This window comes from Mycobacterium stomatepiae (genome assembly GCF_010731715.1).
Classification (GTDB): Bacteria; Actinomycetota; Actinomycetes; order Mycobacteriales; family Mycobacteriaceae; genus Mycobacterium; species Mycobacterium stomatepiae.
This window is the reverse complement of sequence record NZ_AP022587.1, coordinates 623,287-645,238: the sequence shown is the minus strand read 5'-3', so window position 1 is coordinate 645,238 and position 21,952 is coordinate 623,287. Positions and strand designations below refer to the sequence as shown.

22 protein-coding genes are annotated in these 21,952 nt (G+C 66.7%); 11 read left to right on the top strand and 11 right to left on the bottom strand.

The features are described 5' to 3' along the window. The first annotated feature begins 93 nt into the window (after positions 1 to 93). Positions 94 to 1,659, top strand: a complete 1,566-nt coding sequence (locus tag G6N54_RS03135; RefSeq protein ID WP_163788538.1) for a phytoene desaturase family protein — start codon at positions 94 to 96, stop codon at positions 1,657 to 1,659. Positions 1,660 to 1,662: 3 nt separating this feature from the next. Here G6N54_RS03135 and G6N54_RS03130 read toward each other — a convergent pair whose 3' ends face one another. Genes G6N54_RS03130 through G6N54_RS03115 form a run of 4 tightly spaced genes read right to left on the bottom strand, consistent with a single transcriptional unit; the run spans position 1,663 to position 3,734 of the window. After that, on the bottom strand, positions 1,663 to 2,187 hold the full coding sequence (locus tag G6N54_RS03130; protein WP_163788537.1) for a YbhB/YbcL family Raf kinase inhibitor-like protein: 525 nt from the start codon (positions 2,185 to 2,187) through the stop codon (positions 1,663 to 1,665). Beyond that, positions 2,184 to 3,188: a synaptic vesicle VAT-1 family membrane protein gene (locus G6N54_RS03125; protein ID WP_163788536.1), complete on the bottom strand. Its 1,005-nt coding sequence runs from the start codon at positions 3,186 to 3,188 to the stop codon at positions 2,184 to 2,186. Before G6N54_RS03125 ends, G6N54_RS03130 begins: the two co-directional genes overlap by 4 nt. Before the next feature lie 13 nt (positions 3,189 to 3,201). After that, positions 3,202 to 3,423: a hypothetical protein gene (locus G6N54_RS03120; protein ID WP_163788535.1), complete on the bottom strand. Its 222-nt coding sequence runs from the start codon at positions 3,421 to 3,423 to the stop codon at positions 3,202 to 3,204. Then, positions 3,420 to 3,734 (bottom strand): ArsR/SmtB family transcription factor, encoded by a 315-nt coding sequence (locus tag G6N54_RS03115; RefSeq protein ID WP_163788534.1) that lies wholly within the window; start codon positions 3,732 to 3,734, stop codon positions 3,420 to 3,422. The genes G6N54_RS03120 and G6N54_RS03115 overlap by 4 nt, the downstream gene beginning before the upstream one ends. 72 nt (positions 3,735 to 3,806) lie before the next feature. Here G6N54_RS03115 and G6N54_RS03110 point away from each other — a divergent pair, with 72 nt between their 5' ends. Continuing rightward, positions 3,807 to 4,517: an MBL fold metallo-hydrolase gene (locus G6N54_RS03110; protein ID WP_163788533.1), complete on the top strand. Its 711-nt coding sequence runs from the start codon at positions 3,807 to 3,809 to the stop codon at positions 4,515 to 4,517. Here G6N54_RS03110 and G6N54_RS03105 read toward each other — a convergent pair. After that, positions 4,514 to 4,888 (bottom strand): hypothetical protein, encoded by a 375-nt coding sequence (locus tag G6N54_RS03105; RefSeq protein ID WP_163788532.1) that lies wholly within the window; start codon positions 4,886 to 4,888, stop codon positions 4,514 to 4,516. The two genes, G6N54_RS03110 and G6N54_RS03105, sit on opposite strands and share 4 nt — an antisense overlap. A gap of 303 nt (positions 4,889 to 5,191) precedes the next feature. On the opposite strand from G6N54_RS03105, the gene aceA reads away from it, so the two are divergent. The 4 genes from aceA to G6N54_RS03085 all read left to right on the top strand — a co-directional run bounded on the left by aceA (position 5,192) and on the right by G6N54_RS03085 (position 9,637). After that, on the top strand, positions 5,192 to 7,495 hold the full coding sequence (gene aceA, locus G6N54_RS03100; protein WP_163788531.1) for an isocitrate lyase ICL2: 2,304 nt from the start codon (positions 5,192 to 5,194) through the stop codon (positions 7,493 to 7,495). Between the two features lie 241 nt (positions 7,496 to 7,736). Next, positions 7,737 to 7,961, top strand: coding sequence for a hypothetical protein (locus tag G6N54_RS03095; protein ID WP_163788530.1), 225 nt, complete (start codon positions 7,737 to 7,739; stop codon positions 7,959 to 7,961). A 156-nt stretch (positions 7,962 to 8,117) separates the two neighbouring features. Then, positions 8,118 to 8,354, top strand: coding sequence for a hypothetical protein (locus G6N54_RS03090; RefSeq protein ID WP_170313027.1), 237 nt, complete (start codon positions 8,118 to 8,120; stop codon positions 8,352 to 8,354). Positions 8,355 to 8,473: 119 nt separating this feature from the next. After that, entirely contained in the window at positions 8,474 to 9,637 is a 1,164-nt protein-coding gene (locus G6N54_RS03085) for an LLM class flavin-dependent oxidoreductase (RefSeq protein ID WP_163788528.1), read from the top strand. Here the strand turns inward: G6N54_RS03085 and G6N54_RS03080 are convergent. Both G6N54_RS03080 and G6N54_RS03075 read right to left on the bottom strand, forming a co-directional pair. Next, the gene (locus G6N54_RS03080; RefSeq protein ID WP_163788527.1) at positions 9,624 to 11,195 is read right to left on the bottom strand and encodes an FAD-dependent monooxygenase; all 1,572 of its coding nucleotides are present in this window, start codon (positions 11,193 to 11,195) and stop codon (positions 9,624 to 9,626) included. The two genes, G6N54_RS03085 and G6N54_RS03080, sit on opposite strands and share 14 nt — an antisense overlap. 223 nt (positions 11,196 to 11,418) lie before the next feature. Further along, positions 11,419 to 11,865 carry an SRPBCC family protein gene (locus tag G6N54_RS03075; RefSeq protein WP_163788526.1) on the bottom strand — a complete coding sequence of 149 codons (447 nt, stop codon included), beginning with the start codon at positions 11,863 to 11,865 and terminating at the stop codon, positions 11,419 to 11,421. Between the two features lie 183 nt (positions 11,866 to 12,048). Between G6N54_RS03075 and G6N54_RS03070 the strand changes: the two genes are divergently transcribed. Continuing rightward, a complete protein-coding gene (locus tag G6N54_RS03070) occupies positions 12,049 to 13,200 on the top strand; it encodes a serine hydrolase domain-containing protein (RefSeq protein ID WP_163788525.1) in 1,152 nt (383 codons plus the stop codon). Positions 13,201 to 13,224: 24 nt separating this feature from the next. Continuing rightward, positions 13,225 to 14,316: a serine hydrolase domain-containing protein gene (locus tag G6N54_RS03065; protein ID WP_372513248.1), complete on the top strand. Its 1,092-nt coding sequence runs from the start codon at positions 13,225 to 13,227 to the stop codon at positions 14,314 to 14,316. A 26-nt stretch (positions 14,317 to 14,342) separates the two neighbouring features. On the opposite strand, the gene G6N54_RS03060 is transcribed toward G6N54_RS03065, so the two are convergent. The 3 genes from G6N54_RS03060 to G6N54_RS03050 all read right to left on the bottom strand — a co-directional run bounded on the left by G6N54_RS03060 (position 14,343) and on the right by G6N54_RS03050 (position 17,749). Further along, entirely contained in the window at positions 14,343 to 15,854 is a 1,512-nt protein-coding gene (locus G6N54_RS03060) for an allophanate hydrolase (RefSeq protein ID WP_163788523.1), read from the bottom strand. A gap of 14 nt (positions 15,855 to 15,868) precedes the next feature. Then, the gene (locus tag G6N54_RS03055; protein ID WP_163788522.1) at positions 15,869 to 17,278 is read right to left on the bottom strand and encodes a TIGR00366 family protein; all 1,410 of its coding nucleotides are present in this window, start codon (positions 17,276 to 17,278) and stop codon (positions 15,869 to 15,871) included. Positions 17,279 to 17,371: 93 nt separating this feature from the next. Beyond that, positions 17,372 to 17,749, bottom strand: a complete 378-nt coding sequence (locus G6N54_RS03050) for a hypothetical protein (protein ID WP_163788521.1) — start codon at positions 17,747 to 17,749, stop codon at positions 17,372 to 17,374. Positions 17,750 to 17,844: 95 nt separating this feature from the next. Here G6N54_RS03050 and G6N54_RS03045 point away from each other — a divergent pair, with 95 nt between their 5' ends. The 3 genes from G6N54_RS03045 to G6N54_RS03035 are packed head-to-tail and all read left to right on the top strand — an operon-like array spanning position 17,845 to position 21,152. Beyond that, a complete protein-coding gene (locus G6N54_RS03045; protein WP_163788520.1) occupies positions 17,845 to 19,686 on the top strand; it encodes a fatty acyl-AMP ligase in 1,842 nt (613 codons plus the stop codon). A 29-nt stretch (positions 19,687 to 19,715) separates the two neighbouring features. Continuing rightward, a complete protein-coding gene (locus G6N54_RS03040) occupies positions 19,716 to 20,372 on the top strand; it encodes a hypothetical protein (RefSeq protein ID WP_163788519.1) in 657 nt (218 codons plus the stop codon). 27 nt (positions 20,373 to 20,399) lie between these two features. Further along, on the top strand, positions 20,400 to 21,152 hold the full coding sequence (locus G6N54_RS03035; RefSeq protein ID WP_163788518.1) for a YqjF family protein: 753 nt from the start codon (positions 20,400 to 20,402) through the stop codon (positions 21,150 to 21,152). Between the two features lie 7 nt (positions 21,153 to 21,159). On the opposite strand, the gene G6N54_RS03030 is transcribed toward G6N54_RS03035, so the two are convergent. After that, entirely contained in the window at positions 21,160 to 21,927 is a 768-nt protein-coding gene (locus G6N54_RS03030) for an SDR family oxidoreductase (protein WP_163788517.1), read from the bottom strand. Positions 21,928 to 21,952: the final 25 nt, after the last annotated feature.

Below are 21,952 nucleotides of genomic sequence, written 5' to 3'. Positions count from 1 at the left end.
ACCACTTGTGTCAGAACTGACATCTTCCCAATATGTCAGTACTGACATATTCTTGTCACGCGCAGACCACCGACGAAGGGCAGGGCCGGGAATATGAGCAAGACGGAATACGACGCGATCGTGGTGGGCGCCGGGCACAACGGCCTGACCGCAGCGGCAATCCTGCAGCGCGCCGGCCTGCGAACCGTGTGCCTGGAAGCCAACACCTATGCGGGCGGCATGGCGGCGACGGTCGAATTGATCGACGGCTTCCGTTACGAGATCGCGGGTTCGGTGCAGTTCCCGATGGCCAGCCAACTCACCAAGGACCTCGGACTTGACACGCTGCCCGCGATCGAGCCCGAGGTGATGTCGGTCAATATCGGCGAAAACGGGGAAGAGCCAATGGTCTTCTATCGCGACCCGATGCAGCTGATGGCCCACTTGGGTGAGAAACATGGCATGGAGGCGGTGATGGGAATGGCCGCGCTGATCGCCTGGAGCCAGGCACCCGCACGCGCACTCGGCCGCTTCGACGTGTGCCAGCCGCCCAAGACGATCGACGAAATGTATTCCTGCGCAACCAACGACGCCGAACGTCGAGCGATTCACGAAATGCTGTTCGGCTCGGCCATGGATGTGATCGATCGCTATCTGCCGGATCACAGCAAGCACGCGGTGATGCGCGGCATGCTGGCGTTTTTGGCCGTCAACTCCACCTACCGCGGCCCATACACGCCGGGCAGCGCCGCGTGTCTGGCGTTCGCGCTGGCGGTTCCCGACGAGAGCACGGCGATGATGACCAAGCTCAAGGGCGGCATCGGTGCGCTCACCGAACACCTGCGCGAGCTATTCCTCTCCCATGGCGGCGAGATCCGCTTCCGTACCAAGGTCGAGGAGATCCTCGTCGACAATCAGAAGACGTCCGGCGTGCGGCTGCGCGACGGTTCGACGATCTCAGCGCCGATCGTGGTGTCGAATCTGTCACCCGACGTGACTCTGACCGAGCTGATTGCGCCTGAACACGTTCCCGCCGAACTGGTTTCACGCGTCTCCGGTCGCGACCATCGCGCCTCGTTCGTGCAGATTCATTTCGCGCTCGACGGGCTGCCGGAGTTCGCGCCGCCGTATGAGTTCCTCAACGCCGACGGTATGCAACAGTCGATCGGTATCTTCGGCTCGCCCGAAGAGCAACAGCGGCAATGGGAGATCTGTCGGCAGGGCCTCATTCCGGACAACCCGTCGATGGGTATGCAGATCCCATCTGTGCACGACCCCGCCATGGCGCCGCCTGGGAAGCACGCGGCAAGTGCGTTCGCCTACGCCTTTCCGGTCGAAGTCGACCGCGCCGAGCATGGCCACCTGAAAAATGATATGGCACAGCGTGTTATCGACAAGATCACCAAATTCGCGCCGAACTTCAAGGACATCATGATCCGGCACATCACCTTCACGCCGTACCACATGAACACGATGTTCGGCGCGCCCGCCGGCGACTTTTGCCACGGTCTGTTGCATCCGGATTTGATGGGGCCCAACCGTCCCGGCCCGAAGGGCTTCCTGGACATGCCGATTCCGATCGACGGCCTGTACCTGGGCGGCGCGGGATGCCATGGCGGCCCGGGTATTACGTTCACTCCCGGCTACAACGCGGCCTATCAGATTCTAGACGACCGATAGCCGTCATCTGAAGAACGTTCCGGTCAGCTGCGCCTGCGCGGTCGCGGCGCCGGCAATGGTCTGCGCGGCCTGCGCGCCGGCCAGCCCGCCGGGGAGCTGGTAATCGTTGGGCAGCTGGTACAGCGTGAACCGGTAGTGGTGCACTCCGCTACCCGGCGGCGGACATGGTCCGCCGTACAAACTCTGGCCGTTGGAGTTCGGCAGCGTGACCCCACCGCGTGGAGTCCCGCCATCGACGACGCTGCCCGTCCCCGGGGCGAGGCCGACCACAATCCAGTGGATGTATGTCCCGCCGGGCGCATCGGGGTCGTCGACGACAAGTGCGCCTCCCAACGGTGCCGACCAGGTCAGAGGTGGGGACATGTCCATCCCTTTGCAGGTGTACCGCGACGGTATCGGCGCACCGTCGGCGAAGGCCGGACTGCTGATCGTAAGCGGCGAGTCCGGTGCCGCGTGAGCACCGCCGGCGCCGGACGCGAGTGCCAACGCCATCGCGCCGAGCACGACCCCGATTCGTCGAAGTCTCATGGGACCAGAACCACCTTCCCGATGTTCTCGCGCGCCGCCAGGATCCGGTGCGCGGTGGGCGCCTCGTCGAACGGGACGACCGCGTGCACGATCGGCGAGATGGTGCCGTCGTGCAGCGCTTCGGTCAGCGGGGCGATCCAGGGCTGCAGCGTGCCGCGATCGTCCCACAGCCGCAGCATGTTCAGGCCGATCACGGTTTTTGAGGCCGAGAGCTGGTCCATCAGATTGAAACCGCGCAGCATCGACAGCACCTGCGGCGCCGCCCGCCGCAACGATCGCTTCTCGCCCTGCTGCAACGACGAAACTCCATAGCCCACAAGCCTTCCGCCGGGCCGCAGCAAATCGTACGAGCGCCGCAACGATGTTCCGCCCAGCGCGTCGAGGATCAGGTCGTACGGGCCGACGTCCTTCCACCACCCGTCGCGACGGTAGTCGATCGCGCGGTCCACGCCGAACTCCGCGAGCTTGCGATGTTTGGCCGGCGACGCGGTGCCGTGGACTTCGGCGCCGGCCGCCTTGGCGAACTGGATGGCCGCGGTCCCGACGCCTCCCGCCGCGGCGTGAATCAACACCCGCTCACCGTGGCGCAGCGAACCGTAACCGTGCAGCGCCGCCCAGGCGGTCGCGTAGTTGACCGGGACGGCGGCACCTTGTTCGAAACTGAGCGCGTCGGGAAGTACCACCGAATCGGAGGCGGCAACGTTGACGGTCTCGGCGTAGCCGCCGAATCGCGTTCCGGCCAAGACCCGTTCGCCGATACGGCCGGGTTCGACGCCGTCGCCGACGGCCGCGACGACACCGGCGACTTCGTAGCCGACGACCGCTGGGAGTTTCGGCGCGTCGGGGTACAGTCCGACGCGAGCGAGGTGATCGGCGAAGTTCACCCCCGCGGCGCGGACCGCGACCTGCAGCTGGCCCGGCCCCGGCACGGGTGGGTCCGGGCGTTGCTGCACTTGAAGGACCGATGGGTCCCCATGCTTGGTGATGACGACCGCACGCATCGCGATGCCTGCGCTACGCCCGCGCGGCGGGCTCGGCGATGCGGGGGAGGACGACGTCGCGCCACCCGGGTCCCATCGGGTCGAAGGCCGCCACCAGCCTGCTGTAGTTCAGATCAAAACCACTGTTTTCCAAGAGCACTCGGATTCCGGCGCCCACCGGTCCCAGGCACCCGGTGCGCGTCCAGGCCACCTGTCCCTCGGCCCACCAGAGCCGCATCAGGTCGGTTTGGTTCATTCCAGCTCCTCTGCTGCGTCCGCCGGCGCGGCCAGCCGCGCGCGCCAGAACTTCTCGAAGGGGTGCAGCCACTCGCCGAGTTCGGCGAGTGGCTCAGCGGTGAGGCGGTAGATTCGGCGCCGGCCGTGCGGGTCGTCGGCCACCAGTCCGGCGTCACGAAGCACCTTGAGATGCTCGGCGACCGCGGGGCGACTGAGTGCAAACCGATCGCTGAGCTCGCCCGCGGAAAGTTGCTGGCGCGTCAGAATCTCCAACAGCTCGCGTCGGACCGGATTCGCCAGAGCGAGAAAGACGCGATCCGAGGTCGCCACGCCGGGCACTGTATGTCGGAGATTCCCGACACGTCAAGCGACTTCATGCGAACCCACGCTACGTTGCTTTCTATGCGATTCGCCTGGGAACGACTCACCCCCACCGTGTATCGCTGTCGGCTTCCGTTCTGCGACGTCACCGTCGGCCTGGTGCGCGGGCGTGCCGGTGCGCTCATCGTCGATAGCGGCACCACGCTGACCGAGGCGGCCGCGATCGACGCGGACGTCCGACAACTCACCGGGGGCCCCGTCACCCATGTCGTGTTGACGCACAAGCATTTCGACCATGTGCTGGGTTCCTCGTTCTTCACCGACGCCGAGATCTATTGCTCGGCCGAGGTGGTCGACTACCTGTCGTCGGCCCACGACGAGATTCGCGCCGACGCGTTGAGTCATGGTGCCGACGCGACCGAGATCGACCGGGCGATCGCGGCTTTGCGCCCGCCGCAGCGCGGCCGCTACGACGCCGTCATCGACCTCGGTGACCGCGACGTGCGCGTCATTCACCCGGGTCGCGGCCACACCACATCGGACCTGATCCTGGTGGTCCCCGGGCTCGACGAGCACGATCACCGCGTCGTGGTGTTCACCGGTGACCTCATCGAAGAGTCCGCCGACCCGTCCATCGACGCCGACTCCGATGTGACGGCCTGGCCGGCAACGCTCGATCGGCTGCGGGCGATCGGTGGGCGAGAAGCGATCTACGTCCCGGGTCACGGGAAGGTCGTCGACGCGGAGTTCATCCGCCGCCAACGGGCGTGGTTGCTCAAACGTTCGGGCTAGGCCTTCGCGACCGTGCACGCGGCGATCAGGGCGCCGGGATCGGTCACGCTGAGTACCAGCGAGCGCAGCGCCGCCGTCCTCAGCGGGACTTTCGCCTGTACCGGCGGCTCGATTGTCAACGCCACCAGTCCCTTGCCCGAACCGTTGACCAGCCAGCGGCCTTTCGAATAGTGCACGCCCGCGGTGAACGTGCGCTCATCGGACGCTTCGGCACGAACGATCGACGCGACCGGGATACGCGCATCGAATGCCCAGCCCATTTTCACGTGGAGAGTCCCGTCTTCGACACTCACCTCGCTGGTGCTGGGCCCCAGTCCCAGCGGCGTGGATAACAGCACATACCAACGCTCGTAGCGCAATTCCGTCCGCACCGCCCCGAGACTACTCGCAGTTTGCTGGCCCGGCCAAGTTTCACTTTACCCAGCCGTCCACGCAGTTTGCTGCCGGAGGTTCCGAGCGAGCCGCGGGTACCCGAGCCCTGCCGAAAAGCATTACACCGCAATCTCTTAGCCGCGCCCAAGCAGGCGTCGGGGTCGCCCGGGGCATCCGGAGTACGCCTTGTGGCAACAGCTTTGGCTCGGTTCGGCAATCGGTCAAATACTCATGATTGAAATATCGGGTCCGGGGATAGACTCACGTGCAGCGGAATCGTGCTGGAAGGGGAACGTAAAGCCATGGCCATCATCGACGCGGACACCGAGGTCCCCGCACCGTTCGACGAAGACTTTGATCAACAAATAGCCGCCACGCAGCGATACTTCGACGATCAACGCTTTGCCGGGAAAATTCGCCTCTATTCCGCCCGCCAAGTAGTAGAGCAACGCGGCACGATACCGACCGACTACACCGTGGCCCGGGAAGCGGCGACGGCCTTCTATCCCCGGCTACGTGAGCTTTTCGCTCAGAAGAAGAGCATCACGACTTTCGGCCCGTACTCGCCCGGCCAGGCCGTGAGCATGAAGCGGATGGGCATCGAGGGCATCTACCTCGGCGGCTGGGCGACCTCCGCCAAGGGGTCCACCACCGAAGACCCGGGACCCGACCTAGCGAGCTACCCGCTGAGCCAGGTGCCCGAGGATGCCGCGGTGCTGGTGCGCGCGCTGCTGACCGCGGACCGCAACCAGCAGTACCAGCGGCTGCACATGAGCGAGCAGCAACGCGCCGCGGCCAAGGAGTACGACTACCGGCCATTCATCATCGCCGACGCCGACACCGGCCACGGCGGCGATCCGCACGTGCGCAACCTGGTCCGCCGTTTCGTCGAAGCCGGAGTGCCCGGCTACCACATCGAAGACCAGCGCCCGGGTACCAAGAAATGCGGTCATCAGGGCGGTAAGGTTCTGGTGCCGTCCGACGAGCAGATCAAGCGCCTGAACGCCGCCCGCTTCCAGCTCGACGTGATGCGGGTGCCAGGCATCATCGTGGCGCGCACCGACGCCGAGGCGGCGAACCTGATCGACAGCAACTCCGACGAGCGCGACCAGGCATTCCTGCTCGGGGCCACCAATTTGGACATTCCGTCCTACAAGGCCTGTTTCCTCGCGCTGATGCGCCGCTTCTACGAGCTGGGCGTCAAGGAGCTCAACGGTCATCTGTTGTACGCCCTCGCCGACGGCGAGTACGGCATCGCCAACGCGTGGCTCGAGCGGCAGGGAATCCTGGGCCTGGTCTCCGATGCAGTCAACCAGTGGCGGGAGAACGGACAAGACTCGATCGACGACATGTTCGACCAAGTCGAGTCGCGGTTCGTGGCCGCCTGGGAGGACGACGCCGGGCTGATGACCTACAGCGACGCCGTGGCGGAAGTGCTGGCATTCGGCGAAAGCGAAAACGACGAGCTGTCATCCATGAGCCCCGACGACTGGCGTAAGTTCGCCGCACGGACGTCGCACTACGCGGCCCGCGAAAAGGCCCGGGAGTTGGGTGCCGCACCGGACTGGAGCCCGGAGCTGGCACGGACGCCCGAGGGCTATTACCAGGTGCGGGGCGGCATTCCCTACGCAATCGCCAAGTCGTTGGCGGCGGCGCCGTTCGCCGACATCTTGTGGATGGAGACGAAGACCGCGGATCTCGCCGACGCCAAGCAGTTCGCGGATGCGATCCACGCCGAGTTCCCGGACCAGATGCTGGCCTACAACCTGTCGCCGTCGTTCAACTGGGACACCACCGGGATGAGCGATGAGGAGATGAAGCAGTTCCCCGTCGAGCTCGGCAAGATGGGCTTCGTCTTCAACTTCATCACCTACGGCGGGCACCAGATCGATGGCGTCGCCGCCGAGGAGTTCGCCACCAACCTGCGGCAGGACGGCATGCTGGCGCTGGCCCGGCTACAACGCAAGATGCGCCTGGTCGAGTCGCCGTACCGGACACCGCAGACGCTGGTCGGCGGACCGCGCAGCGACGCCGCGTTGGCCGCCTCGTCGGGCCGCACCGGGACCACGAAGGCGATGGGCAAGGGCTCGACGCAGCATCAGCACCTGGTGCAGACCGAGGTGCCGAAGAAGCTGCTGGAGGAGTGGCTGGCGCTGTGGAGCGAGCATTACCAGCTGGGCGAGAAACTCCGGGTGACGTTGCGGCCGCGCCGCGCCGGCTCGGACGTGCTCGAGCTCGGGATCTACGGCAACGACGACGAGCAATTGGCCAACGTCGTCGTCGATCCGATCAAGGACCGGCATGGCCGCAGCATCCTGCAGGTGCGCGACCAGAACACCTTCGGCGAGAAGCTTCGGCAGAAGCGCCTGATGACCCTGATTCACCTGTGGCTCGTCAACCGGTTCAAGGCCGACGCGGTCTACTACGTCACGCCGACCGAGGACAACCTCTATCAAACCGAGAAAATGAAGTCCCACGGGATCTTCAGCGAGGTCTACCCGGAGGTCGGCGAGATCATCGTCGCGGAGGTGAACAAGCCGCGTATCGCCGAGCTGCTCAAGTCCGATCGGGTGGCGCTGCGCAAGCTGATCACCAAGGAAGACTAGTTTCCTAATCCAATCGCGAAACTGATTGGCCGGCTTTAACTTTCGTGAGATCGCGGCTCAACCCCGCCGCGGTCTGCTCTTGAGCGCCCTACCCGTGCCAGGTGGCGCACTATAAGGCCGTTCCCGGCCGAAACATGAAAACCATCACATCGGCTACTTTCCCTATCTGCAATAGTTGCATAGGTGTACAGTATCTATTGAACGGATGTGCAGCAAGCTCTATCAGAACGGCGGAACTCCGATGAAGTCTCAGACCAAGATGACGATCACGACCTTCGGCGCGGCTGGTGCAGTCGCTTTCATCGTCGGACTCGGCGGCATCAGCCCCAGCGAAGTCGCGCCCGCGCCCGCCCCGCCGACCCACGCTTCGGCGAGCGTCGCATCGGCCGCCCCGAACGCAGAGGCTCCCGGCACCGTGCACAAGGCCGTCCTCACCGCCTGCATCTCAGGCCTCAACTGCGGTTAGGCGGCAACTCCGCATCCACGCCATCGGTGGCCGCCCCAATTCGCCCGGTTTGCGACAGACACAGGCGGGTACGAACCACGAGTTCGCAAAGTGGCGGAGGGAAGTCTGATGAGGACGCAAGCTCGGACGGCGGTCGCGGTTTTCGGAGGAGCGGCCATGCTCGTCTTGACGGTTGGTTGTGGCGGAGGCGGCAACAAGGCACCTAGCAGCACCACAACGACGACCACGACAACCAGCACGACATCCGGCGTCGCGCCATCGACGGCCCCGGAAACCGGCGGCCCGACCGGTGGTGGCGGGCCTGGCGGCGGTAGCGGTGGCATCCCCGGCGTCGGTGGCGGTGGACCCGGTGGCGGCGGTGGCTGCGTCGGCAACATCTGCGGCGGCAACTGATCGCGCCCTCGCATTACGGCGGGGTTTAGACAATCCCCGACGTCGGCGCCGCTGAGCTGCCCTGAGGCTCGCGAGGCTGAGTTATGGTTCTCCGCAACGCGACTGCAAGGAGACCTTCAATGGCGAAGCTCAGGTTTGGATATTTCATCGCGCCATTTCACCGCGCGGGCACCAACCCCACGCTGGCATTGCAGCGCGACCTCGAGTTCGTCCAGCATCTCGACGCCCTGGGCTTCGACGAAGCATGGATCGGCGAACATCACTCGGCCGGCACCGAACTCATCGCATCGCCGGAAATCTTCATCGGCGCCACCGCGGAGCGGACCAAGCGGATCAAGCTCTGCACCGGAGTCATCTCGCTGGCCTATCACAACCCGCTCTGGGTGGCCGACCGGCTGATGATGCTGGACCACCTCACCCGCGGCCGCGTGATCGGCGGAGTGGGACCCGGCTCGCTGCCGACCGACTCGGCGATGATCGGGCTCAACCCCGCCGACTGCCGCGAACTGCTGGAAACCAACCTCGACATCGTGGTCCGACTGCTGGCGGGGGAGACCGTCAGCGCCAAGACCCCGACGCACGAGCTGCACAACGCCAAGCTGCAGCTGGCCCCGTACTCCGACGGCGGAGTCCCGCTGGCGGTCGCCGCGGTCGCCTCGCCGACGGGCGCGCGGCTGGCCGGCAAGCACGGCATCGGCCTGCTCTCCATTGGGGCGACCCTGACGGTCGAGGGCTTCAACGCGCTGCAATATCACTGGGACATCGTCGAAGAACGCGCGGCGGCATTCGGCACCACGGTCGACCGTAAGAACTGGAGCCTGGTCGGGCCGTTCCACGTCGCCGAAACCGACAAACAGGCGCGCGAGGACGTGAAGTTCGGCCTCGAGCACTGGTTCCGGTACTTCCAGAAGGTGGCCGCGTTCCCGCAGATGACGATGCCGGGCGAACAGATCGACGAAATGATCGACGTCATCAACGACAACGGCGCCGGCGTGATCGGTACCCCGGAGCGCGCGCGGGCCCAGATCCAGCGGATGTGGGATCAGTCCGGCGGCTTCGGCTGCATGCTGCAGATGGGCCACGAGTGGGCCAATCCGGCGGCCACCAAACGGTCCGCCGAATTGTTCGCCGCCGAAGTGATGCCGCATTTCCAGGGCCAGGCACAGCCGACCCTGGATGCGGCCGCGCGTGCCAGCGATGCCCGCGAAGGCCTCGCGGAGTCGCAGAATCAGGCCGTCGAGCACATGACGAAGAAGTACCAGGACGAGCTCAACGCCAAGTAGTGGCGCCCAGTCCGAACCACCGCGCGAGCGCCTCGCGGAGTTCCACGACGTCGGGTGAGGCCGCCGAGGATGCCCACGCCACATAACCGTCAGGACGCACCAGCAGCGCGGTGGCCAACAGCTCGGCATCGGGACGTCCGACGGCGACGGTGAGTTCGTCCGCGGCATCGGCCACCGCGGCGGCCACGCAGCCGGAGTCGGTGAGATCGATGAGCACGGGCCGTCCGGTGCGGGCCAGCTCCGCGACGCGTCGCGTCCATCCGCCGTCAGTCACGCCGAAGTCGGGCACCCAGTGCCCGGTCAGCGGATGCGCGTCGGGGTCGGTGCCGTAACGGTTTTCGGCCCCGGATATCAGGTTGCTGAGACGACGCGCGATATCCGAATCGGTGAGCAGCTCGGAGAACAGCTGGCGCAACGCACTGACCTCGGGCCCGGGCCGCACGAGCGCCAGCTGCGCCCGGCTGTGCATGATGACCCGCTCGGCGGCGGGCCGGCGCTCGGCTTCGTAGGTGGAAAGCAATGTGGGCTCGACGCGCCCGCGCAGCACCGCGGCGAGCTTCCACCCGAGGTTCACCGCATCCTGCAGGCCCAGGTTGAGCCCCGGTCCGCCCATCGGGGAGTGGACGTGCGCGGCGTCGCCAACCAGAATCACCCGGCCCACCTGATACCGCGACGCGATCCTGGAATTGATCCCGCAAAACCTGCGCAGATCCAGTGGTGCGTCGGGCGAGGCGGGCCGCAACGGCACGTCGGCTCCCAGCACCCGCTTGGCGCTGGCCTCCAGCTCGGCCAGGCTCATCGGCGGTTGCTCGCCGTCGTCGTCCAGTGGTTCCTCGCGGGCCGCCCTGTCCAGCTCGAAGACAATGATCGCCGCCCGGCCGCCGAGCGCACCGTAGGCGAAGACGCCCTGGTCGGCCCGATGAAACTGCAACGGCGGCACCCGGCCGAACCCGGGGATGTCCAGCCCGCCGTTGACCGGGTCGATCCAATCCGCGGGCGGGAGTATGTCGAACCCCATCCGGGCGACGAGGTCGTACGACGACATCCCGGGAAACTCGATACCGGCCAGCTTGCGCGTCATGCTGGTGCCGCCGTCGGCGCCGATCAGATACTTGGCCCGCAGCGCATAGCTGCCGCCGGGGCCGGTGACCTGCACCGTCACACCGTCGGCGTCCTGGTCGAAACCGGTGAGCCCGTGGCCCCATCGAATGTCGACGTCGTATTCGCCGGCCCGGTCGGCCAGCACCTGAACGAGCCTGGGCTGCTGGACGGGCAGCAGGAAGACCTGCGAGTCGGCGATCGACGTGAGATCCAACGGGAAGGCCGCAAACATCGGGCGAGGGTTGAGCCGCGGCGGGTCCGCGGTTCCCGCCAGCGTGCCGTAGAGACCGCGATGGTCCAGGATCCGGACCCCTTGGCCGATAACGCCATTCGCGCGCCGCATCGGATTCGGGCCGGGCATCGGGTCCAGCACCACCGGCCGGATCCCGTTCAGTCCCAGTTCGCTGGCCAGCATCAGCCCGTTGGGGCCGCCACCCGCGATGACGACGTCAATCACTTAGCCCAGCTTAATAGTTGGTGAGCGGGCCGACAACGCCGGCACCGACTGACAGCGCCTGTACTCATAATCCGGCGCTAGCCGATTCCCAGCTCACCGCTAGCAACGGCGCGCATACCTGCAGGATGACCAGGTTACGCATCATGCACAACGAAGCCGCCGAGCAGCAGTTCGAACAAGGCATGCAGGAGGCGCTGCAGGCCGAACAGCAGGCCAACAACCCCTAGCGCTCGGCCGCCTTGACGAGTCGATCCGCCAGCAGTTTGACCGCACCGCCCAGCGCCGCCCGCGTGGCCGGCCCGGTTCCGCGAATTCTCTCGACGAACGACCCGGACCATCTAATGTCGGTACCGCCCGTCGCGTTCGGCGTCAAAACCACCTCGCCGAAGTAATCCTTTGCCGGCGATGGCCCGACCAACTTGTAGACCTGCCGGCGATCCTGCTCGTACTCGACGATCTCCTCCCGAGCCAGGAGGGGCGGCACACCGATCTGACGAATCGCGCCGACACCGCCCGGAGCGGGATTTCCTTGGCGTGCCCAGCTCGACTGCAGAACCATCGGCTTGGCCCAGCTCGACCACGCGGCGCCGTCGGCCAGCAGCGCGAACACCCTGGCAGCGGGAGCGCTGCTGGTCCGGTTGATCTCGAACGAAAACTTGCGACCAGACATAGCCGCGTACCCTACCGCGACCCACTCCGGCCGCAGGGACTCGGCCACGAGGCCGGTGAAATCGGGCACGCGGACGCCAGGCCGCGTGCATACTCACCGTGTGAACCCGGTCGGCCATCGCGCGCCCCGGACTGACCATCGTGGGGTGATTTCCCGGGTGCAATGAAAGATCCTGGCGGACAGATGGTTTCGAGCCTGCCTTCGGACTTCGAAGGGCGCGGGGCCGGGCGAGCGGCGCTGGTGCTGTGTGCGGTCCTGTTATCGCTGTGCGGCTGTGTGCGGCATACCGCTAACCCCGTGTCGAAACCCGCCCCGTCGAGTGAGGTTGCCGTGGTCACGACCAAGGACAACTCGCTCACCAAGGACAAGAGCCAGCGGGTGCTCGATGACGCGGTCAACGCCGCGACGCCCGGCTGCTCGGCCGCGGTGGGATCCAAGGGCACCGTCGTGTGGACCGGTGTGCGCGGCATCGCGGACACGGCGGCCGGCGAAAAGATCACCGTGGACACCGTGTTCGACATCGGCTCGGTGTCCAAGCAGTTCACCGCCACCGCGATCCTGTTGCTCGCCGACGCGGGAAAGCTGACGCTCAACGACCCACTCGCCCAGCACATGCCGGAGTTTCCCAAGTGGGCGTCGACCGTCTCGATCACCCAGTTGATCCACCAAACCAGCGGCATCCCCGAATACGAGGGGCTGCTGGTGAAGCAGGGGTTCGGCATCAGCGATCGGACCACGCAGGAGCAGGCGGTGCGGGCGGTCGCGGCGGTGCCGCAGCTGGCCTTCAAGCCGGGCAGCGAATTCCGCTATTCCGACTCCAACTATCTGCTGCTCGGCAAGATTGTCCATCGGGTGTCGGGGCAGCCGCTGCCGCAGTTCCTTAGCGCGCAGATCTTCGGCCCGCTCGGCCTGGGGATGGTGATGGACCCCGTCGGCGAGGTGCCACGCAAGGCCGTCGCGTATGCGGGGGGCAGCGACGGATACCGGATGACCGCATCGGCGTGGGAGCAGGTCGGCGACGGCGCGGTCCAAGCGTCACCCAGCCAGCTGGTGCAGTGGGGCGACAACTATCGAACCGGGCGCGTCGGCGGGCCCCGGCTGCTGCGGGAGCAGCTGGCCGGAGCGGTGGAGATCGGCCCCGGCGTCCCGGTGCGTTACGGCGCCGGAATCTATCTCAAGGCCGACGGCACGCTCGACCACGACGGCGCCTCGCCCGGCTTCGTCACCGCATTTCGCGTCAGCAAGGACCGGCAGACGTCGGTCGCCGTCAGCTGCAACACCGACGACCAGATCCCCGAAGCCTTGGCCGACTCGATCGCGAAGCTCTGGTTTTAGCGGAAAGCGCCGGAAGTCAGCATCATTGACGGCATGGCGAAATGCTCGGTGCTTCTTCTCCCGATCCTGCTGCTCAGCGCGTGTGGCGCCGATCAGCAGCCGTCGCCGAAAACCACCTCCGCCGGACCCCCGAACACCGAGGCCGCGAAGGCGGGCAGTCAGAAGGTGCTTAACGACGCTATCGACGAAGGCGCGCCGGGCTGCTCGGCCGCGGTGGGGGTCAAGGGCACGGTCGTCTGGACGGGGGTACGCGGCCTCGCCGACCTGGCGACCGAAGACCCGCTCACCCCCGACACGGTGTTCGATATCGCGTCAGTGTCCAAGCAATTCACCGCGACCGCTCTGCTGTTGCTCGTCGACGCCGGCAAGCTGTCGCTGGACGACCCACTATCCCGGCATGTACCCGAGCTGCCGGCGTGGTCCGCAACCGTCAACGTGGGACAACTGATGCACCAGACCAGCGGCATCCCGGACTACATCGGGCTGCTCGAGGCGCAGGGGTTTGCGATCAGCGACCGCACCACCCAGGAGCAGGCAATGCGGGCGGTGGCCGCCATGCCGAAGCTGACGTTCCCGCCCGGCTCCCAGTTCGAATACTCGAACTCGAACTACTTACTGCTCGGCGAGATCGTCCGCCGGGTATCGGCCGAACCGTTGCCGCGGTTCCTGACCGACCAGATCTTCGGCCCGCTCGGCCTGGCTATGGTGATGGATCCAATCGGACCGATTCCCGGCAAGGCCGTCGCCTATGAGGCCGACGGCGACGACTACCGCGTCACCACATCCGGCTGGGAACAGGTCGGCGACGGTGCCATCCAGACCACACCCAGCCAACTCGTCCACTGGGCCGACAATTATCGAACCGGCCGGCTGGGCGGCGCGGCCTTGCTCGACGCGCAACTGGCCGGGGCGGTGCCCACCGACGACGGCGACAAGTACGGTGCGGGAATCTTCTTGCAGCCCAATAGAACACTCGCTCACGACGGCGATTGGGGCGGATTCGTCACGGCGTTTTGGATGAGTAAGGACCGAACGACGTCGGTGGCGATCAGCTGCAACACCGATGACCAAGATCCGGTAGCGCTGGCGGGTTCGATAGCGAAACTGTGGATGTAGTTCGCCACCAACAGTTTTCGCTAAGATCAGCCGGTCACACCGGTGACCGAGCGGCCGTCGTCGAGTTCGATCGCGGTCAGGGCCATCGGCGCGGGTGCGGCCGCCAGAAAGCCGCCCAGGCCGGCCTCGAAGATCCGGAACAATTCGCCCGGGCGGGCGTCGGCAGTCGAGATCTCCGCGACAAACCGCGCGCCAAGCCGCTCGAGTTGCCCGTGCAGCGGCTGTCGTCGTCGGTGGGCACCGAATACCGCTAGGTCGACGCCGGTTTGAGCCAACAGTGTGGACGCGGCGCCGGTCAATCGAGCGCCGATGTCGGCGGCGATTTGGTCGTCGAAGGCGGGTACCACGATCGTCACCCCGACCGGGGTGCCCGCCGGTGTCGGCGCGATGGGAACGGTGACCGCGGCCATGTCGAGCAGATTGCAGAAATTGGTGTAGGTGCCCATCCGGCGGCTGATCCCGACGGGATCGGCGCCCACCTCACGCAGGCTGGGATGTTCGGTGGTGGTGGGCAGCAGCAGGGCATCGAAACCGTCGAGCAGCCCAGCGGCGTCGGCACGGGCGCGCGCCAACGCGTCCAGGTCGGCGGCGAAGGCGGGACCGGTTACCGAGCGCGCGGCGGCAATAATAGACCCCACAACGGGATCGGCGCTCGCCGGTGCGGTTTCGAGGAATTCGCCGACCGCCGCGTAACGTTCGGCGACGATCGCGCCGTCGTAGAGCAGCAGGGCCGCGTCCAGCAGGACGGAGATGTCGATCGGCTTGACACTGCACCCGGCATCGGTGGCCAGACGCGCGGACTGCTCGAACGCGTCGCGGTAGCCGGGGCTGAGTACGGCGAGGTTCGCCGCTTCCGGGATCGCCAGGCGCGGCGCGTCGGGCGCCGCGAGGCGAACGTCGGCAGGCCAGGGGCGGCCGCGGGGGTCGCGCGGATCGGGTCCGGCCATCACCGCGACCGCGGTGGTGGCCAGGGCGAGGTCGGCCGCGAGCACGCAGACGGCGTCGTAGCTCACGCACGCCGGGACGACGCCGTGGGTGGGAACGATCCCGAGGGTGGGTTTGATGGCGACCAGACCGTTCAGCGCGGCGGGGACTCGAATCGATCCGGCGGTATCGGTTCCGATGCCGATGTCGGCGATGCCCAGCGCGACGGCGACGGCTGAACCCGAACTCGACCCGCCCGAGACCAAGTCCGGATGGCGCGAATTACGCACGGCGCCATAGGGACTCCGAGTACCGGCCAGGCCGCACCCGAATTGATCGAGGTTCGTCTTGCCAAGCACGACGGCTCCGGCGGCGCGGAGTCGTTCGATGGCGACCGCGGTAGTAGCCGGCCGGTAGGCGAACTCGCGGCACCCCGCGGTCGTCGGTAGCCCCGCCAGGGGCAGATGCTCTCCGGCGGCGAGACCTTGTTCGACGGCAGCGGCATCAGCTAGCGCGTCGGCCTGGTCACGCAGCGTGATCCGCACCTCGGGCCGGTCGGCCTCGGCGATCGTGCGATAGGCGGCGCCCACCCGCGCGGTGGGCGAGGGGCGCATTGCGGCGGGCGACGTCACAGCACGTGGGGCGCGATGAGGACCGAGGCGCCGGCGACCGCGAAACCGATCAGGAACGCGATCACCGTAAAGCCCATCACCTGGCGGACATTGAGCTTCGCGATCGCGAGCACCGGCAGCAACCAGAACGGCTGAATCATGTTCGCGACGCCCTCACCGACCGCCACCGACATCGAGATCAGTCCCAGGTAGGCGGGCGAATGCTGGCCGATGGCCAGCGCCGAGCCGACCGCGATCGGCCCCTGCACCGCCCAGTGTCCGCCGCCGGACGGGACGAACAGCGAAATGATCACGGAGCCAACGAAAGTCAGGAAGGGGAGCGTGTACTGATCCGCGCCGCGTACCAGGGCCTCGGCGAGCACGGTCTGCAGCGCTCGGCTTGAGCCCGGCGGCAGATAACCGAGCAGACCGGCGATTCCGCCGTAGAGCGGGTATTGCAGCAGCAACGGGCCGGACACTTTCGCCGCGCCCGAAAACGCGCGAATGAACCGGATCGGCGTACCGTGCAGCAGCGCACTGGTGACGGTGAATAACATGATCATCGACGAGATATTCAGCGCGAAACCGCTCAGCACGAAATACGTTATGCCTGCGGCGAATACCAGGACGTTGAGAATCCAGAGATTTTCCAGCCGCTCGGCGAACGTCGGCCGGCCCTGCGGCGGATCCGCAACGGGCTCTTCCTCGAATACCGCGGGATCGGGCTCGAGACTTTCATCGGGCTCCATCCGCCAGATCGTGACGCCGACCAGTGCGACCATCGCGATCACGGCGACCCAGCTGTAGGGCTGGAAGATCGTGAACCTCAACGGCACGATCAGTCCGGTCATCTTGTGAATCACGTTGATCGGGCTGGTCGTATCGGTGTTGGCCAGCGCGATCGACGACGACAAGCCCTGCGTCCAAACCAGGTAGCCCATAAACCCGGTCGCGATCAGGTAGCCGAAATGCACGCCGGACAGCCGTTTTGCGACCTGACGCGCCACCAGCGCGCCGGCCACCAGGCCCAGCCCCCAGTTCAGCAACGAGAAGACACTGCTGACGCCGAAGCACAGCAAGGCGCCCTGAACCTGGTTCGTCGGTTTGCTCGCGAGTCGAATGATGGCCCGCGTTACCACGGGCGCCTCGGCGAGCGTGTAACCGGTGACCAGGATCAACACCATCTGGAACGCGAAGGTGAAGATGTTCTGCGCTCCCCAGACGCCGCCGTACCACGCCTTGAGCACTCCCGAAGGTGTGGCGCCGCGGACGAGCAATGCGACAAGTGCGACCACGATCAGCGTCAAAATGACCGCGAACAAATACGGGTCCGGCATTAATCGTTCGACATACCGGACGCAGAGCATCGTGAGGCGCTGCATGAGGCCGCCGCGACGTTCGACATGTTCGCTTTTTGTGGTCGTCATAGCCCGCCTTACCGCGATGCAGCGCCCGCGTTGTGCTCTCGTCGAATAGTGGAAGCGCTCAGATAACTCTAGATTGGTTGCGGCCGCGTGGCTTTAAATGAACTCGTAAACAAAGACAACGACGATTGCCACGGCCAGCAGGATCAATCCCGCGATAATGACGACGCGAACGGCGCGGGACTGGCGATGGAACCAGTGCTGCATTTGGGTGAAGCGCCAGTCGGTCCACGCGTAGGCGCGCGCGGCCCACAGCGCCTCGACCGCGAGCAAGCAAAAAGCGACCAGCAGCGCTGGGATTCCGACTTCGGGGAGCAACGCGATCAGCGGAATCGAGGCCAGCAGCAGCCCGCCGCCCAGGGCCGCGAGGCTGATTCGAATCGGCACCGACCTGGCCTGCCCCCGCGCACGGTAGGCGAGCACTCGGGCCAGGGCGTCGTCGCGGGTCCCCGGCTGCCGGTCGTCGGCGTCCACGGCTGCTCCTTTTCGGCTCCCACGGCGGTGCGACTGGGACTCTAGCCGACGGCCGGATCCGGAGGGCAGCAGCGCGACGCACCTAGACTGCGGATATGGATGACGGTTCCCGACAGGACTCCGTGGCTCCAAAAGGCCTGCTACGAATAGAGGATTGCCTCGACGCCCACGGCAACATCTCGCTGCCGCCCGGTACCACCCTGATTTCTCTGATCGAGCGCAACATCAGAAATGTCGGCGCTTCCATCGCGTACCGCTATCTGGACTACTCGCGCACCGAGGGGCACGCCCTCGAGGTGACCTGGGCCCAATTGGGCGTCCGGTTGGAAGCCATCGCGGCGCACGTTCAGCAGTTCGCGGCCGACGGTGACCGGGTGGCGATTCTCGCGCCGCAAGGCATCGACTACGTCGCCGGCTTCTATGCCGCGATCAAGGCGGGCACCATCGCGGTGCCGTTGTTCGCGCCCGAGCTGCCCGGCCATGCCGAGCGGTTGGAGACGGCGCTTGGCGATTCCGAGCCGACCGCGGTGCTGACCACCGCGGCGGCCAAGGGCGCCGTCGACGACTTTCTGAACCACTGCGCGCGGCCGCGCAAGCCGCACATCGTCGTCATCGATGAAATCCCCGACTCGGCGGGGGAGTCGTTCGTCCCCGTGGCGGTGGACATCGACCGGGTTTCTCACTTGCAGTACACGTCCGGGTCGACCCGGCCGCCGGTCGGCGTGGAGATCACGCACCGCGCGGTGGGCACCAATCTCACGCAGATGATCCTGTCGATCGACCTGTTGAACCGGAACACCCACGGCGTGAGCTGGTTGCCGCTCTACCACGACATGGGGCTGTCGATGATCGGCTTTCCCGCGGTGTACGGCGGTCATTCCACCCTGATGTCGCCGACCGCGTTTGTGCGCCGGCCGCTGCGCTGGATTCAGGCGCTCGCCGCGGGGTCGAGGGAAGGCAACGTCGTCACTGCGGCGCCCAACTTCGCCTACGAGTGGGCGGCGCAGCGCGGCCTACCGGCGGCCGGCGACGACATCGACCTCGGCAATGTCGTGCTGATCATCGGTTCCGAACCGGTCAGCATCGACGCGATCGCGACGTTCAACAAGGCGTTCGCGCCGTACGGTTTGCCGCGCACGGCATTCAAGCCCTCGTACGGCATCGCCGAGGCGACGCTGCTGATCTCCACGATCGAACCGAGCGCCGAGGCGAATGTCGTCTACCTCGATCACGAACAGCTCGGCGCGGGTCGCGCGGTGCGCGTCGGCGCGGACGCGCCCAATGCCATCGCGCACGTGTCGTGCGGCCGGCCCGCCCGCAGCCTGCGGGCCGTGATCGTCGACCCCGACTCCGCGGCGGAGCTGCCCGACGGCACGGTCGGCGAGGTCTGGTTGCAGGGCGACAACGTCGGGCGCGGCTATTGGAGGCGTCCCGAGGAAACCGAGCGCGCTTTCCACGCGCGGCTGCAATCGCGGCTGCCCCAGGGCGGCCGCGCCGAAGGCTCACCGGTAGACGGCTCGTGGCTGCGGACCGGCGACTTGGCCGTGTATGTGGACGACGAGCTCTACATCGCCGGCCGCATCGCGGATCTGGTCGTCGTCGACGGCCGCAACCACTTTCCGCAGGACATCGAGGCCACCGCTGCCGAGGCGTCGCCGATGGTGCGACGCGGGTACGTGACGGCGTTCTCGGTGCCGGCCGACCCCGAGTCCGGCGGCGGCCTGGTGATCATTGCCGAGCGCGCTGCGGGCACCAGTCGCGACGATCCGCGGCCGGCGATCGAGGCGATCAAGGCCGCGGTATCGCACCGCCACGGCCTGACCGTTTCGGATGTGCGCTTGCTGCCGGCCGGCGCGATTCCGCGCACCACCAGTGGGAAGCTGGCCCGCCTGGCCTGCCGCGCCCAATACCTCGGTGGCGTGCTGGGCTCGCATTAAAACCCCGTCCACGGTGGCATCCTGGCCAGATGGGTCTAGTCATCCGGCTGGCGGAGTTGCTCATCCTGCTGCTGCCGTTCGTGGGCCTGGCCATCGGTGCCATGCGCGCCTTCGGCGCGAATAAGCGCCGGGCCCAGGAACCGGCGGAGCCCGCGCCCGTCCCGCCCGAACCCGCCGCGAACACCTCGGCCGCGCAGTGGCGATCGCTGCGCCGGATCCTCGACGAACACCACCGCACCGACACCCGCTGGCTGTCCTACGAGCTCGACTTCGCCAAGCTGCTCGACTTCCCGCTGATGACGAATCTGCGCGATCCGCTGACCGTCGCCTTTCACAAGGCCAAGTTGCGCGCCGACCTGTTGCGGCCCGTCCAGGCCGAGGATCTGCTCGACGATCGCGAGGCCGCCGCGCGCTATCAGGCCGCCGTCGAGGATTACGTGACCGCGTTCAACGTCGCCGAGGCGGAGGCAATACGCCGACGCCGCAACGACTTCTCCCGCGACGAACAACAAAGGATCGCCCGCGCCCATCACTTGCTGCGGATGGCGTCGGACTCCGCTGCCGCGCCGCAGGAGCGCCAGCACGCGTACGAGTCGGCGCGCAAAGAACTCGACGGCCTGATCGTGTTGCCGGCCACCACGCAGGCCAGCATCGAGCGTGGGATCTCCGGTGAGATCGAGGGATAGACGGCGCCGGCATGTCACGATGACCAGATGACCGCACCCGGCCAACCCGATGGGGCGCTCGCCGGCTATCCCGTCACGCCGCCGCCGCTGCCCGGCCCGGTCACCTTCGACCAGCAGTGGAGCGACCTGACGTTCGTGCACTGGCCGGTGCAGCCCGGCAGCGTCGCACACCTGTACCCGCCGGGGACGCGTCCCGACGTCTTCGCCGACGGGCTGACCTACGTGGCGCTGGTCCCGTTCATGATGACGAGCACCAAAGTCGGTACCGCAATGCCGCTTCCGTACTTCGGCAGGTTCGCCGAGACCAATGTCCGGCTGTATTCGATCGACGACGCCGGCCGCCACGGTGTCCTGTTCCGGTCGCTGGAAACCGCTCGGCTGGCCGTCGTACCCGTCACCCGGATCGGCCTCGGCGTCCCCTACACCTGGGCGAAGATGCGGCTGACGCGCGACGGCGACCACATCACGTATGCCAGCGTGCGCCGGTGGCCGCGCCGTGGCCTGTGCAGCCGGCTGACCGTCGCGATCGGGGACCCGGTGGAGCCGACGCCGCTGGAGGTCTGGCTCACCGCTCGCTGGGGCGCCCACACGCGCCGCGGCGGCCGGACGTGGTGGGTGCCCAACGAGCACGGACCGTGGCCGTTGCGCGCGGCGCAAATCGTCGAGCTGCGCGACGAGCTGATCGACGCCAGTGCGGTGCGGCCCGCCGGCGATCGGTTGCGCGGCCTGTATTCACCCGGGGTGCGGACCCGCTTCGGCCGCCCCTGCCTGGTTCGGTGACGAGATCTCACGGGATGGTGTAGCCGCCGTCGATGATGACGTCCGAGCCGGTCATGTAGCTCGATGCGTCGCTGGCCAGGTAGAGGTAGAGGCCGGTGAGTTCCTCCGGCCGGCCGATGCGGCCGAGCGGAATCTTCGGCTCCCACAACCGGTGGTACTCGGCCATCGGTTCGACGAGCTCGGTGAGAATGTAGCCCGGGCTGACGCTGTTGACCCGGATGTTGTGCGGTGCCAGCTCGACGGCCATCGCCTTGGTCAGCTGGATGACGGCGGCCTTGGAGGTGCAGTAGTGGCCCGCCTGCTGCGGGACGTTGATGATGTGGCCGGACATCGAGGCGGTGTTGATGATCGCGCCGCCGCGGCCCTGGCCGACCATCGCCCGGGCGGCCGCCTGCGCGGTGAGGAATACCCCGTTCACATTCGTGTCCTGAATGGCCTGGAATTCCTCCGGCGACATGTCCAGTAGGCCTTTCAGGTTGATGATCCCGGCGTTGCAGACGGCGATGTCGATGCCACCCAGCTCCGCGGTCACCTGGTTCACCATTCGGTTCACCTGATCGGGTTGGGTGACGTCGCACCCGATCGGCAGGACCCTGCCACCGGCCGCGGCCAGCTCCGCGCCGACCTTCTCCAGGACCTCGGTATGCCGTGCCGCGATGGCCACTTGGGCACCCGCTTGCAGGTATGCCTCCGCGACCTTTTTGCCGATACCGGTCGACGCCCCGGTCACCAAAGCCGTCCTGCCGCGCAGATCAAACAAGTCGAACACGCTCATTGGATATCCCTATCGCGACGGGCCA